Origin of the sequence: Streptococcus oralis (assembly GCF_023109315.1) — a bacterium.
Classification (GTDB): Bacteria; Bacillota; Bacilli; order Lactobacillales; family Streptococcaceae; genus Streptococcus; species Streptococcus oralis_BS.
On sequence record NZ_JALDUF010000002.1, the window covers coordinates 325,391 to 340,371 of the forward strand.

The following is a 14,981-nucleotide window of genomic DNA, read 5'->3' on the forward strand; positions in this document are numbered from 1 at the left end:
ATAGAAAAGAGGAAATAGATGATTACGCATTTTAAAGGTTTTGTTTATGGAGTAGACGCAAGTGCTATGTTCGCACAAGCTATGTCTTTGTTACAGAAGGGATTGATTGCGGTTGGTGCCTTTCTCGTTGTTGTGGGGATTGTCAATCTTGCAACCAACATTAAAGATGGTGGACCAGGTGTTCGGAATGCCATTCTTGAAATTGTCGGTGGTGTTATGGTCGGGGCTGCTGGAGCCTTTGTAACCCAGATTTCAATTTAGGAGGATAAACAATGACATGAATCTTAGTTTAGTCTCACCCTTTGTTTACCTTGCATCTGAAAAAATATCAGCTGAAAATTTATTTGAAGGATTTAATGTGGATTTACAATCTACGGTAGATCTGATTAAATCTCTATCTAGCTATAATCCAACCGTTTGGACTTATATGTCTAGTATTACTAAAAGTGTCATGCAGCCCCTTGGAGTTGCGATTTTATCAGTTGTTCTCATCTTAGAATTTTCGAAGATGGCAAAGAAAATTGCTAACTCTGGTGGAGCGATGACTTTTGAAGCATTAGCGCCGATGTTGATTAGTTATATTATGGTCGCAGTTGTAATTACCAACACTACCGTGATTGTAGAAGCCATCATCGGGATTGCGAGTCACGCCATTGAACAAGTGGCCTCGATTGTGGCTCACGGTGGGGCAAAGTATGATACGCTCTCTGGATTAAAAGGGTCAGGATTTATTGGCCGAATGATTGTGGGCTTTTTCGCCCTCCTTATCTGGCTTGTTCGGATAGTAAGTGTAGCCATGGTTAATCTTTTGGTATCTATTCGATTTATTCAACTCTACCTTATGATTCCATTTGCCCCTCTTACGATTCCAACATTTTTAAGTGATGAATGGAAGTCTATTGGTATTGGCTATTTAAAAAATATTATGGTTTATGCGGTACAAGGGATTCTTATTTTTCTGATTGTTTCTCTTGTTCCTTTATTTGAATCAGCTGGAAAAATAGCTGTTTCAAATGGTGCAGGAGTCCTGCAATCACTTGCGATTATGTTTGGTAGTTTAATACAAGCTATCTTACTGATTATCGCCCTCGTTGATTCTCAACGTACGGCTCGCTCAATCTTAGGTATGTAATTAGATAAAGGCTAGGAAGTGATTGCTTCTTAGCCTTTTTAGAAAGGAAAGTCATGAATACACGTGTCTTTAAAGACATCTCAAAATACCAACACAGGGCTTGGTTAGGTTTCACCACAAGACAAATCATCTTTGTTTTACCAGCCTTTATTGTCACAATTATTGTTTTGGGCTTGAATCTCTTTTTCTGGCAATTTGGAGATTGGTTTGTTTACGGTTTTGTGTTTGCTTTTACCATCCCCCTCATGCTTTTTGGAGTCTATAAACCCAATGATTTATATTTTGAACATTATTTGAAATACCGTCTTCATTTTGAATTAACGGTTCCCCTACGCACAATTACAGGAAAGAAAGGACCTGAACATGAAAAGAAAATCAAATACATTAAAGAAACAAAAAACTTCAATGACTAATCAGAAAGAAGTAGTTAAAGGAAAAAAAGAGGAAGTGTTACCATCAACGGCTAATACTCTTTCCTATCAAGCCCTGTATCAAAATGGTCTGATGCAAGTGAAAGAAGATTATTTCTCACAAAGCTATTTACTTGGTGATGTCAATTATCAGACCGTTGGTTTGGAAGATAAGGGCGCAATCATTGAGAAGTATTCTGATTTGATTAACTCCTTAGATGACCAAACCAACTTCCAATTGACTATCTTTAATAAAAGATTGAATTTAGAAAAATTCAGACAAAGTGTTTTGTATGAGGAAAAAGAAGATGGGTATGATAGCTATCGTAAAGAATTGAATCGGATGATGAATCAAAATTTAGACAGTGGGGAAAATAACTTTTCAGCTGTGAAACTGATTAGCTTTGGAAGAAAGGATACTAATCCCAAACAAGCCTATCGTTCCTTGTCTCAAATTGGAGAATATTTCAAGAGTGGTTTCTCAGAAATTGATGCTCGCTTTGAATCCTTGGCTGGCGAAGAACGGGTGAACTTGTTGGCGGATATGCTTAGAGGAGAACACCATCTTCCTTTTTCTTACCGTGATTTAACGAGATCTGGTCAGACAACTCGTCACTTCATAGCACCTAATATCTTAGATTTTAAAAACAAGAATTACCTACAAATTAATGACCGCTTATTGCAGATTGTCTATGTGAGAGACTACGGCATGGAATTAGGGGATCAGTTTATTCGAGACCTCATGCAAGGAGATTTGGAATTGATTGTGAGCCTCCATGCTCAAAGTTCGACCAAGGCAGATGCTATGAAGAAACTACGAACAAAGAAGACCTTGATGGAATCCCAAAAGATTGGGGAACAACAAAAACTAGCTCGTACAGGTATCTATTTGGAAAAAGTAGGTCATGTATTAGAAAGCAATATCGACGAAGCTGAGGAACTCTTAAAAACCATGACAGAGACAGGAGATAAACTTTTTCAAACGGTCTTCTTGATTGGTGTTTTTGGTCAGGATGAAGAAGAACTCAAACAAGCACTAGACACTATCCAACAAGTGGCCGGCTCAAATGACCTAATGATTGATAAACTTCCATATATGCAAGAAGCAGCTTTTAATAGTTTGCTGCCATTTGGTTGTGATTTTCTAGAGGGAGTATCACGGAGTTTATTAACATCTAATGTAGCAGTGAACTCTCCATGGACTTCAGTAGACTTACAAGACCGTAGTGGGAAATATTATGGTATCAATCAAATCTCAAGCAATATTATTACCATTGATCGAAGCCTATTAAATACACCGTCTGGTCTGATTTTAGGAACATCAGGAGCTGGGAAAGGGATGGCAACCAAGCATGAAATTATCACGACCAAAATCAAGGAATCTGGTGAAAATACCGAAATTATCATCGTGGATCCAGAAGCAGAGTACAGTGTTATTGGACGGACTTTTGGGGGAGAAATGATTGATATTGCGCCCGATTCCCAAACTTATCTCAATGTTCTTGACTTGTCTGAGGAAAATATGGATGAAGATCCTGTAAAGGTAAAATCAGAATTTCTTTTATCCTTTATCGGAAAGTTATTGGATAGGAAAATGGATGGAAGAGAAAAATCGATTATCGACCGAGTTACCAGACTCACTTATCAGTCATTTAAAGAGCCTTCTTTGGAAGAATGGGTCTTTGTCTTGAGTCAACAACCAGAAGAAGAAGCGCAGAATTTGGCACTTGATATGGAACTGTATGTCGAAGGTTCTCTTGATATTTTTTCTCATAAGACCAATATTCAGACAGGATCTAATTTCTTAATCTATAATGTTAAAAAGTTAGGAGATGAGCTGAAACAAATCGCTCTTATGGTAGTGTTTGATCAGATATGGAATCGTGTTGTTCGGAACCAAAAATTAGGGAAGAAGACTTGGATTTATTTTGATGAAATGCAGCTTCTCTTATTAGATAAATATGCCAGTGATTTCTTCTTTAAATTGTGGAGTCGTGTCAGAAAATATGGAGCCAGTCCGACTGGAATAACTCAAAACGTCGAAACCTTATTGTTAGATCCAAATGGTAGACGGATTATTGCAAATAGTGAATTTATGATTCTCCTCAAGCAAGCAAAAAATGACCGAGAAGAACTGGTTCAACTCTTAGGCTTGTCAAAAGAACTCGAAAAATACCTAATCAATCCAGAAAAAGGGGCAGGACTGATAAAAGCTGGTTCAGTTGTCGTACCCTTTAAAAATAAGATTCCTCAAGGTACTCAATTGTTTGATATCATGAGTACGGTTCCTGATAAAATGGCTTCTAATTAAGGGGAAGGTAAATGAAGGATAAGAGAGAAATCATACGTGCCCGAAAGGCATTTAGAAGAAGTCTAAAAGATGAGAAGAAATTCTTGAAAAAAGGGAAGAAGGAGGTGAAGAAACAGAAAAAAGATTCCGCTGTACTGGATGAAAAAGCATGGGAAAAAGAGATAAAAGAAAAGCTAGAGGAGATGAGAGAAGCTTCAAAGGAGAGAGTAAAACAAGCAAATGAAGACTACAATCATATTCTTCAAAAAAGTCCTCCATCTCTTTTGAATCGGAAAGAATTAAGAGACAGACGGTTGCCTCATGCTAGGAAACGATTGAAAATAGCCAAGAAGCAATTTAGAGAAGCCAAGGTAGAAGCAAAAGAAGAAAGAAAAGAGAGTCGTAAAGAAAGAAAAATCAATCAAAAATTTCTCTACGGTCAGGAATCGAAACAAAAATCTAATTTTTTCTTTCAAGGGAAGAGTTTAGAAGAATTAAAAGCTAAGAAAGAAGTCAAGGCTGCAAAAGAGAATCTAAAATCTACTAAACAAACCTATAAGTCCAAAAAAGTCAGTAGGAAAGCCAAAACTTTTCTTTATGTCCTTGGACGTGAAGGTGGAGTGTTAGCTTCAGAAAATGGAGATTTAGAAGGTTATCGCACGCTACAAGAGACCATTAGAAAAGGAAAACGCTACAGTCGGCTTTCTTATAATCTTGGAAAAGCTAGTGTCAAAACAGGACAAGCAACAGGTCGTTTTACCAAGAAAAGACTGACCAACACAAAAGAGCGATACCATCATTTTAAGGATGGAAAAGGATGGAAACTAGCGAAAGATAACCCAAGTTCCTTTAAAAATCGGTATCGAAAATTAAAGAAACAAGGTCTTACAAGTGTCCGAAACATCTATCAAAAACTAAAAGCAGCCTTTTCCTTCTTTACATTTGCGGCTGGGAATCCTGCAACCTGGATAGTTGGAGGAATAGTCTTTCTTTTTTTACTTATGATGAGCTTCTTTTTAGGATTTTCATCTGCTAGTTTGATTCAACAAGATGAATTTGAATTAACAAAAGCTTATACCCACCTAACTTGGGAAGATGCAGAACATACTCGCACAAATGACAAAGGAATTACCTATTACACAAAAATTGATGATGTGATGGGCTATATGAACTTTAAATTCCATGACTATGAGTTACACAAACCAGTTCACTTATTTAGTTCAGAAACTTACAAGGATTATCTGTCTACTTTGTGGCATGATTTAAACGATGGGGATGATTTGAAATCCATGCAAGACCTCTATGAAACTCCTAAGTATAAACTATCGAAAGACGATCAAGAGGAAATGAAGGAACTAAAAGAAGAGGGTATGTATGCTTCCATGCAGGAATTGGACAATCCATTTGAAGGGAAAAGTAACGAAGATAGTTTAACCATGACTTATCGTTATGGATACTATGATTTAGACGGAAAACCTACTCTTCAGGAGTACATTCTACTAGAAGCTAAAGCTCACCAAGCAATTGTCGCACCAATGGATGGAGTTGTATCTCTAGATGGCGACAATGTTATTCTCACTAACGGAAAAGGAGAGAATGAGAGTCGCTTAACCTTATATTCCATTCATAATGGCCGTGCGATTGAGGGGACAAGAGTCCTAACGGGTGATGTTGTTGGTGAAACACCAGACGATACAGGTTTGAAAGTTTCCTATCAAAAATATAAGAACAAGAAAGAAAAATTGGTGTATGTCAATCCGCAATTTTATTTTCCAAAAGTCATTCAACTTCAGACCACTATCTTACCTGCCATTGGTCAGTTTGGTGGAGATGAGTTTGAACGAGCGAAACATATTTATGAGTTTTTGAAATCTCAAGGGGCAAGCCCCCAAGCCATTGCGGCCATTTTAGGAAATTGGTCGGTAGAGTCTTCTATCAATCCTAAACGAGCTGAAGGGGATTATTTATCTCCTCCTGTTGGCGCTACCGATTCCTCATGGGATGATGAAACCTGGTTAGCGATAGGAGGGCCAGCCATTTATAGTGGTGCTTATCCTAATATTCTTCATAGAGGTCTGGGTTTAGGTCAATGGACGGATACTGCAGATGGTTCAACACGTCATACAGCCTTATTGAATTATGCACATATCAAAAATAAGAAGTGGTATGATTTAGATCTCCAACTTGATTTTATGCTTCATGGGGATAGTCCTTACTATCAAAGTTGGTTAAAGGATTTCTTTGGAAATACGGGCAGTGCAGCCAATCTAGCCCAACTCTTCCTTACCTATTGGGAGGGAAATTCTGGTGACAAACTACTGGAAAGACAAACCAGAGCAACGGAATGGTATTACCAAATTGAAAAAGGCTTTAGCCAAACAAATGGAGGACAGGCAAAAAGTGACCCGCAATCCCTTGAAGGTGTTCGTGGAGACTTGTATGATCATTCTGTTCCTGGTGGTGGAGATGGTATGGCCTATGCCTATGGACAATGTACATGGGGTGTTGCGGCTCGTATGAACCAGTTAGGCTTAAAATTAAAAGGAAGTAATGGAGAGAAGATTTCAATCATTAATACCATGGGAAATGGTCAGGACTGGGTTGCGACAGCTTCAAGTCTTGGTGGAGAAACGGGTTCCACACCAAAAGCAGGTGCTATTGTTTCTTTTGTAGGAGGTACACATGGCACACCAGCTATCTACGGTCATGTGGCTTTTGTAGAGAAGGTCTATGATGATGGTTCTTTCCTTGTGTCTGAAACTAACTATGGTGGCAATCCTAACTATACCTTTAGAAAAATCTCGCAAGCAGATAGCGCCATTAGTTTTGCCTATACTACGAAATAGAAGAGTTTACACTTGAAATTTTAGCTATTTTCAGGTAAAATAAATAGTGTAGATGAGTGGTCGGCTCATGGTCAATCTGATAGTAATCTTGGACATAAGGGCCAAGCGGTGGCGGACACCAGAACGAAATCCGATAGCAATCTTGGACGTAAGGGCCAAGCGGTGGCAGACACCAGAATAAACCGACTGACTAGGTGGCTTACAGACTCTGTAAACCACCTTTTTTGTGAGGAAAATATGGCAAATTCTAGAGATTATCGTAATCCAAATTACACCGAAAAAATAAAACTTCAGCGTTTTTTTACTCAGTTACAAATTGCAGCTTCTTTTTTTAAAGAGCACTTCGTTGGCAAAATCATGTATTATGAAACTGAAATAGAAAGTGTTGAACTTCATTTTTCACCTACTAATTTCATGCACCTATGTGGTGTTGATTACCGAAAAGGTGCAGGCAGTTTCTTTGACGATTGTTTAAATAGACATGTCATAATTGATGAGTTGAAGATAAAAAAAGATGGAACCACGATGCAAAAGTTACAAGTTTTAGGATCCATTGAGGAGTTATTGGGAAAGCATGTTCATCTAACTGGTTCAGGACGTTATTTGTATTTGGAGTTTGATTATGCTCTACGTACAAGAAAACAGATACTAGCATTAACATTGAAAGAAACATCAAGGAAAATTGTTCCTCAATCTTTATTAGATTTGAAGAGAAAGACAGTATTTCCAAAAGGTCAAAAAGTAATTTCAATTTACTCAAAACATTTACAAACGTCGGAACTTTTTTATTATTCAAAAGATTAGTTTACATATCTTTTGTGGCATAAAATATATTTTTATCATTTTCAGGAGAACGCAGTTTTGGCTCGTTCTCTTTTTTGTTGTGATACTTCTTTCAAGGAATATTTGGTAGGATTGGAGTGAAAAAAGATTAACTAGGAAAGAAGGAAGTATATGGAAGCCATTTATCAACGTGATTCGGATCAAGATGGACTGACTGATGCTCAAGAATTTGCGCTAGGAACCAATCCTCTTAGCGCAGATTCTGATGGTGATGGTCGTTCAGATTTAGTGGAAGTAGAAGAAGGAACCAATCCCTTAGAAAAGGATTTACAAAACATAGATCAAATAAGTATAACTGAACCGTCTTCAGTATTTATGGAAATGAAACAAAAGATTTCAGATATGATGGAGAGTCACTACAAGGAATTTATACAGGCTATGATTAGTATTGAAACAGGGATTGAAAACCAACAGGACCTAGAAGACTTATATACTTACTACATGAGAACAGATGCCGTTTCTCTTTTGTCTAGTGATTTAGAAACCAGTCCTCAAGAGGTGGAAATGGAGATAGAGTTGTAGGGGAATCATGTGATTCTCCTATTTTCGTATAGATGAAAGGAGCGAGTATGGAAGTAATGCAATTATTGGCTATGTTTCGTGGAACAATTCCAAAAGATAGGGAGAAAATGGACCTATTTCTTCGTTATCAAGCGCAACATTTTGATGAGAAATGGCAGGACTTGGTAGAGAGTTTTTTGGCTGAAGAGGGCAGGATAGAAGAGATACCTCATGTGTATTCGTTTCATCAAGATATTATTTCTTTCCTAGAGGCCAGTTCTGAAAATAATGACCAAGATTTAGAAAGTTACACAAGAAATTTTGGACAAGCAGGTCTAAGTAAATTATCTCAATTAAGTAATTTTGAGAAAAACTTGGTGCTAGAAGTCGCAACCTATAACCTTTCCACTCGATTTTACATCCAATCTGAAAAAGAGAAGTTAGAACCATTAAGTGAGCTTGTATGTCATCAGAATCAGGATGTCAATTTAGTCAATGTCTATCGGGTTGCGAATAATCTATCTGACCGCATTAGTAGAGATATAGAGGAGTTTCTTCTAATGGTTGATTCCAAAGAACTAAAAAAAGAGGTTCTTGAGATTCATTTTGAAGAAAAAGAGGGAGATGTTCTAGCCTATTTAGGTTCAGAATTGATGGCTACTTTAGATACCGTTACGGATCTTGTCCATCATGAAGAAAACTACACACAACTCCCACTGACACAAAAGCTGAAGATAATTACTCATTTTGATGAAGTAAAAGCTAAAAGCGAAAAGTCTAATCAAGTAGAGGAAGTTTTATCTCCTTCAAGTGATATTGAAAAGGGAACGGAAGAAACTAACTCCTTTTCTAATGTCGATAAAATTGTAGAAGAAGCTTTGAGGGAATATCCAATCGGTTCTCAAGTAAGTTATAAAGGACAAGTATTTCAGTTGGTTTCGATTGAAAATGCACAGTTAAATGACTTAGTTCGCCTAGAGCTATTCAATGATTCCGACCAGTTATTTGAAGAGAATCCTATCTTATACTTGAACAGTTTGGAAGAGATTGAACAAGTATTGTCTCATGTAGAACTTGAAAAAGAAGATTCAGAGATTGAGATTGATTCATCAAGTGAAAGTCAGGAAATAGATTTGTTTTCCTATCTGGAAGAAGAAAATGAAAATGAAAAGGATAAGGAAACAAAACCTTTAATTTCAAGTATAGAAGAGAAGGATGTCCCCGTTCAAGATTTTGATTTTCCAGATGATTTAGAGGACTTTTATCCTAAGACAAATCGAGAAAAAATTGAAACGAATATAGCCGCAATTGAACTTGTTAAAAGATTAGAAAAAGAGAAACGACAAGCGAATCCAGAAGAACAAGAACTACTAGCCAAGTATGTCGGCTGGGGTGGTCTTGCCAATGAATTTTTCGATGAACTCAATCCAAAGTATGAAACAGAACGTTTAACTCTTAAGAGTTTAGTAAGTAAATCAGAATACTCCACTATGAAACAAAGTTCTCTCACAGCCTATTATACAGACCCAATGATTATTCGCCAGATTTGGCAAAAGTTACTGGATGATGGTTTTGAGGGAGGAAGGATATTAGATCCTTCTATGGGGACTGGGAACTTCTTTGCGGCGATGCCTAGAAGTATACGAGATAAATCAGAACTCTATGGGGTTGAATTAGACAGTGTGACTGGCGCAATCGCAAAACAACTCCATCCAAATGTCCATATTGAAGTTCGAGGATTTGAAGAAGTTCCCTATCAAAATAATAGTTTTGATTTAGTCTTAACGAATGTTCCTTTTGGAAATTTTCGCATTGCCGATAAAAACTATGATAAACCTTATATGATTCATGATTACTTTGTCAAACACTCACTTGATTTAGTAAGAGACGGAGGACAAGTATCGATTATCTCATCTATCGGGACAATGGATAAGCGAACAGATAATGTCTTACAAGAGATTAAAACCAACACTCATTTTTTAGGGGGAGTTCGTTTGCCGGATACGGCTTTTAAAAAGATTGCAGGTACTCGAGTGACTACAGATCTCCTCTTCTTTCAAAAGGATCAAACAAAGAATCTTAATGAAGAGGAGCTTGTCTTTAGTGGCTCTATTCCCTTTGAGGAGGATAAACGTGCCTGGATCAATCCTTATTTTGATGGGAAATACAATACACAAGTTTTGGGTGAATATGAGGTACGTAATTTTAATGGAGGAACCCTCAATGTTAAGGGGGTATCAGAAAGATTAGCTACTGACATTATGGAAGCATTAGAGAATGTGGAAGCACCTAAACAAATTGACAATTCTTTGAAAGCACCTGTTTTTATCCAAGAAGAAGTGGATAATTCTATTCCAAGTCGTATACGTGAGAACTTAGCGCTCTATTCTTTTGGATATGAGGGGAATCAAATTTATTACCGAGATACGCATGGCATTCGGAAAAGTTCAAAAGTAGACGAAATTAGTTATTATGTAGATGAGAAGGGAGATTTTAAAGCTTGGGACAGTTCTTTGTCTGAACATAAAATAGACCGATTCGTGCAACTTCATTTGACAGATGAGAAAGCACTAGATGTTTACAAGTCAGAAGAAGCGAGTAAAAGAGGGAAATATAAGGGACTGTTCAAAAAAACTGTCTTTTATGAAAGTCCCTTATCGGATAAGGATATTAGTCGCATTAAGGGCATGGTTGATTTGAGAGAGACCTATCAATCCTTAATTGAAATTCAACGTCATCCAGATTATAGTCGGACAGATTTTCAGGCGTTGCTTAGTAAATTGAATCGTGACTATGACCGTTTTGTAAGTCAATTTGGATACTTGAATGCCTCAGTCAATCGGAACTTATTTGATAGTGACGATAAGTATTCTTTACTAGCAAGTTTAGAAGATGAGTACATTGATTCTAAAGATCAGAAAGTAAAATATAAAAAATCTTTAGCCTTTGAGAAAGCATTGGTTAGGCCAGAGAGAGTGATTGCAAGAGTTTCAACGGCTCTAGATGCCTTAAACTCTAGTTTATCGGATGGTAGAGGGGTTGATTTAGACTATATGGTATCAATTTATCCCGAACATAGCCAAGCTGCTATTTTAGATGAGTTAGGTGACCAGATTTTAATAGATCCAGAAAGCTATTTAAGAGGGGAAAGAAAATATCTTTCTAAGAACCAGTGTTTATCAGGAGACATTCTCAACAAGATAGAAGTAGTTCAACTATTAGTGGAGGAAAACAACCAAGATTATGATTGGAACCACGTTTTAGATTTGTTAGAATCTGTTCGCCCTCCAAGGATTCATCTGGCAGATATTGAGTTTAAAATAGGGTCACGTTGGATTCCTCAATCCGTTTATGGTAAATTTGCCTTTGAATGTTTTACCAATCGTGAATTTGAATTGTCTTCGCCTGATGTTGAACAAGTCATTGAAGTGAATCCTGTCGATGGCCAGGTTCATTTAAGGACATCATTTGCTTATCGCTATCCAAGTGCCAAAGATAGTAGTCTTGGAGTTAGTGGGTCACGTTATGATACAGGAAGAAAGATTTTTGAGAATTTACTAAATTCGAACCAACCGACGATTACTATGACTGTTACGGAAGGAGAAAAGAAAAAGACCATCACAGATTTGGAAAAAACCTCTGTTCTAAGAGCAAAAGAGCAGCATTTACAAGAGCTCTTTCAAGAATTTGTCTCACGGTATCCAGAAGTCCAACAAGTCATTGAGGAAAGCTATAATCGTCTTTATAATCGAACGGTTAGTCGAGAGTATGACGGTAGCCATCTAGTTATTGATGGATTGGCACAAAACATAAGTCTTCGTCCTCACCAAGAGAATGCCATTCAAAGAATCGTAGAAGAAAAAAGAGCCTTATTAGCTCATGAGGTAGGTTCAGGAAAGACCTTGACCATGCTTGGTGCTGGGTTTAAATTAAAGGAGTTAGGGATGGTTCATAAACCCTTGTATGTGGTGCCCTCTAGTTTGTCTGCTCAATTTGGCCAAGAAATCATGAAATTTTTCCCTACTAAAAAGGTCTTTGTGACCACTAAGAAAGATTTTGTGAAGGCGAGAAGAAAACAATTTGTGTCACGTATTATTACAGGAGATTACGATGCCATTGTCATTGGGGATTCTCAATTTGAAAAAATCCCTGTCAGTAAGGAAAGACAGATGAATTATATCGAGGATAAACTCAATGAACTACGAGAGATTAAAACACATTCTGAAAATAAGTATACCGTTAAAGAAGCAGAGCAATCAATAAGTGGTCTAGAGAAACAATTGGAAGAACTCCAACGCTTTAATCGTGATAGTTTTATTGATTTTGAGAACTTAGGAATTGATTTTCTCTTTGTGGATGAAGCACATCACTTTAAAAATATTCGTCCAATTACTGGACTTGGAAATGTAGCAGGAATTACCAATACAACTTCTAAGAAGAACGTGGATATGGAAATGAAGGTTAGACAGATTCAGGAAGAACATGATTTTAAAAATATTGTCTTTGCGACAGGAACACCTGTTTCCAATTCTATTAGTGAGTTATATACTATGATGAACTATATTCAACCAGATATCTTAAAACGCTATCAAGTTGATTATTTTGACTCTTGGGTAGGTGCTTTTGGAGAAATTCAAAACTCTATGGAATTAGCTCCTACAGGGGATAAGTACCAACCTAAGAAACGATTTAAAAAGTTTGTCAATCTACCTGAGTTGATGAAAATTTATAAAGAAACAGCCGACATTCAAACACAAGATATGTTGGATTTACCTGTTCCAGAAGCTCATATTATCCCTATTGAGAGTGAGTTAACTGAAAACCAGAAACTCTATTTAGAAGAATTAGTTATGAGGTCAGATATGGTCAAATGTGGAACAGTTGATCCAAGCCAGGATAACATGTTAAAAATTACGGGTGAGGCACGAAAACTAGCTATTGATATGCGTTTATTGGACTCCAGCTATAGTCTAGCAGACAATCATAAACTGCTTCAGGTAGTGGATAATGTTGAGAGAATTTATCGTGAGGGAATGGAAAATAAGGCTACTCAGATGATTTTTTCAGATATTGGCACACCTAAGAAAAAGGATAATGGCTTTGATGTTTATTCTGAGATTAAGGCTTTATTAGTTGATAGAGGAATCCCTAGTAAGGAAATTGCCTTTGTACATGATGCCAATAGTGATGAAAAGAAGAATAGTTTGTCTCGAAAGGTTAATGCAGGAGAGGTGCGGATTCTCCTTGCCTCAACTGAAAAAGGAGGAACAGGTTTAAATGTTCAGAGCAAGATGAAAGCAGTTCATCACCTGGATGTCCCTTGGAGACCAAGTGACATTCAGCAACGCAATGGACGTATTATCCGACAAGGAAATGAAAATAAGGAAGTGGATATTTACCACTATATTACCAAAGGTTCATTTGATAATTATCTATGGGCAACTCAGGAGAACAAACTCCGTTATATTAAGCAGATTATGACTTCTAAGGAGCCGATTCGTGCTGCAGAAGACATTGATGAGCAGACCATGACAGCTTCTGATTTTAAGGCACTAGCAACAGGTAATCCTTATCTCAAATATAAGATGGAACTAGAGAATGATCTAACTCTATTAGAAAATCAAAGACGCGCCTTTCAACGCAGCAAGGATCACTATCGTCACACAATCTCCTACTGTGAAGAAAATATGCCCATTCTTGAGAAACGATTAAGCAAGTATGAAGGCGATATTCAACAGTCTGAAATATCGAAAGACCAGGCATTTTCTATGACAGTAGGCAAGCAAGTTTTTGAGCAACGAGCTGAAGCAGGTGAATCCCTACACCGTCTTGTCCGTCATAATCAAGCTGACAGCAAAGAATTCCGAACCCTAGCAAGCTATCGAGGATTTGACATTAAAATGCTTAGCCTTCCAACAAATCAACCTCTTCCTGAAACCTTCTCTGTTAAGATTGTAGGAGAAAATCAGTATTCTGTTAGTTTAGATTTGTATTCCCCTTTGGGGACAATTCAAAGGCTTCAGCATACGATTGATCACATTAAAGAGGACCAAGTGAAAACTCAGAACTTATTGGATGAATTAAAGGATAAATGGACTACTGCTAAGGTAGAAATTGGGAAAAATTTTCCAAAGGAAGAGGATTATCAAACAAAAAAGGCCGAATACGATGTACTCGCGCCATTGATTGAAACAGAAACGGATTTAGATATTATTGATCAGGCCTTAAGACAATTCCACGAAAAAGGAAAAGAAAAGCAAGAACAACTTTCTTTTGAATTAGATTAAAAAATATATATAAATAGCGGACAAGAAAAGAAAAGCGCGGTAGAATAAAGATAGAAAGAAACGAGGTAACGATTATGATGGAAGATACCTATTATCAATTAGAAGAGGCCTTAGTACAGGGATTTCAAACACCTGAAGAATACAATGCCTACAAGGAACTAAAGGAACATTATGAGGAAGTGACGGGGGATTACAGCTTTTCCAAACGAGAACTCACTAGTCAATTGGAAATCGGTCTTCAGAATCATCGAGGTGTGGACTTTGAAGAGCATGAAAAAGAGGAGTATTTGGACTTGGTTCAAAAGCTAGAGGAATTTGATTCCTCTCTTGCCACCCATTATCGTCAATTGATTGACTAGAAAGGAGAAAGTCATGAATGATTTACTCCTTATCCCAGTAATTTTTTTAGCAGTAGGAGGAATTCTCATTCTTTTATGGAGACTCTTTCTTATTGCCAGTGGACTTTTCCTTATTGGTTTTGTCAGTTTTCTTATTTTCGTAGAAGTCTATGGAATTTATTTGTTCTTTACTGAACCTAGTTTATATTTTGATGATATCAGACAACATGGTTTAACTAGTTTTACGGCTGTGTACCTTTTCATCAATCTGATGTTGATTCTAGGATTCAGTTGGCGCTTCATCAACTCCATAAATAAGAAAAAAATGTGAACT

Annotated in this window: 11 protein-coding genes; 10 read left to right on the forward strand and 1 reads right to left on the reverse strand. The window is 37.2% G+C overall.

Going from position 1 to position 14,981, the window contains the following annotated elements; genetic code table 11:
• The first annotated feature begins 18 nt into the window (after positions 1–18).
• Genes M1F74_RS04265 through M1F74_RS04285 form a run of 5 tightly spaced genes read left to right on the forward strand, consistent with a single transcriptional unit; the run spans position 19 to position 6,678 of the window.
• Positions 19–261, forward strand: a complete 243-nt coding sequence (locus M1F74_RS04265) for a hypothetical protein (RefSeq protein WP_000627865.1) — start codon at positions 19–21, stop codon at positions 259–261.
• A 16-nt stretch (positions 262–277) separates the two neighbouring features.
• The gene (locus tag M1F74_RS04270; protein WP_247946395.1) at positions 278–1,132 is read left to right on the forward strand and encodes a conjugal transfer protein TrbL; all 855 of its coding nucleotides are present in this window, start codon (positions 278–280) and stop codon (positions 1,130–1,132) included.
• A 53-nt stretch (positions 1,133–1,185) separates the two neighbouring features.
• Positions 1,186–1,545 (forward strand): PrgI family protein, encoded by a 360-nt coding sequence (locus M1F74_RS04275; protein ID WP_001097589.1) that lies wholly within the window; start codon positions 1,186–1,188, stop codon positions 1,543–1,545.
• A complete protein-coding gene (locus M1F74_RS04280) occupies positions 1,496–3,853 on the forward strand; it encodes a VirB4-like conjugal transfer ATPase, CD1110 family (protein ID WP_247946396.1) in 2,358 nt (785 codons plus the stop codon). Before M1F74_RS04275 ends, M1F74_RS04280 begins: the two co-directional genes overlap by 50 nt.
• 11 nt (positions 3,854–3,864) lie before the next feature.
• A complete protein-coding gene (locus tag M1F74_RS04285; RefSeq protein WP_247946397.1) occupies positions 3,865–6,678 on the forward strand; it encodes a phage tail tip lysozyme in 2,814 nt (937 codons plus the stop codon).
• A gap of 30 nt (positions 6,679–6,708) precedes the next feature.
• On the opposite strand, the gene M1F74_RS04290 is transcribed toward M1F74_RS04285, so the two are convergent.
• Positions 6,709–6,897: a hypothetical protein gene (locus tag M1F74_RS04290; protein WP_071788347.1), complete on the reverse strand. Its 189-nt coding sequence runs from the start codon at positions 6,895–6,897 to the stop codon at positions 6,709–6,711.
• 18 nt (positions 6,898–6,915) lie between these two features.
• Here M1F74_RS04290 and M1F74_RS04295 point away from each other — a divergent pair, with 18 nt between their 5' ends.
• The 5 genes from M1F74_RS04295 to M1F74_RS04315 all read left to right on the forward strand — a co-directional run bounded on the left by M1F74_RS04295 (position 6,916) and on the right by M1F74_RS04315 (position 14,978).
• Positions 6,916–7,482: a PBECR4 domain-containing protein gene (locus M1F74_RS04295; RefSeq protein WP_000013901.1), complete on the forward strand. Its 567-nt coding sequence runs from the start codon at positions 6,916–6,918 to the stop codon at positions 7,480–7,482.
• Positions 7,483–7,632: 150 nt separating this feature from the next.
• Positions 7,633–8,043: a thrombospondin type 3 repeat-containing protein gene (locus tag M1F74_RS04300; protein ID WP_109289490.1), complete on the forward strand. Its 411-nt coding sequence runs from the start codon at positions 7,633–7,635 to the stop codon at positions 8,041–8,043.
• Between the two features lie 47 nt (positions 8,044–8,090).
• A complete protein-coding gene (locus tag M1F74_RS04305; protein WP_247946398.1) occupies positions 8,091–14,309 on the forward strand; it encodes a DEAD/DEAH box helicase family protein in 6,219 nt (2,072 codons plus the stop codon).
• A gap of 74 nt (positions 14,310–14,383) precedes the next feature.
• Positions 14,384–14,668, forward strand: coding sequence for a DUF5962 family protein (locus M1F74_RS04310; protein WP_247946399.1), 285 nt, complete (start codon positions 14,384–14,386; stop codon positions 14,666–14,668).
• Positions 14,669–14,681: 13 nt separating this feature from the next.
• Positions 14,682–14,978, forward strand: a complete 297-nt coding sequence (locus M1F74_RS04315) for a DUF5966 family protein (RefSeq protein ID WP_070496553.1) — start codon at positions 14,682–14,684, stop codon at positions 14,976–14,978.
• Positions 14,979–14,981 lie beyond the last annotated feature (3 nt).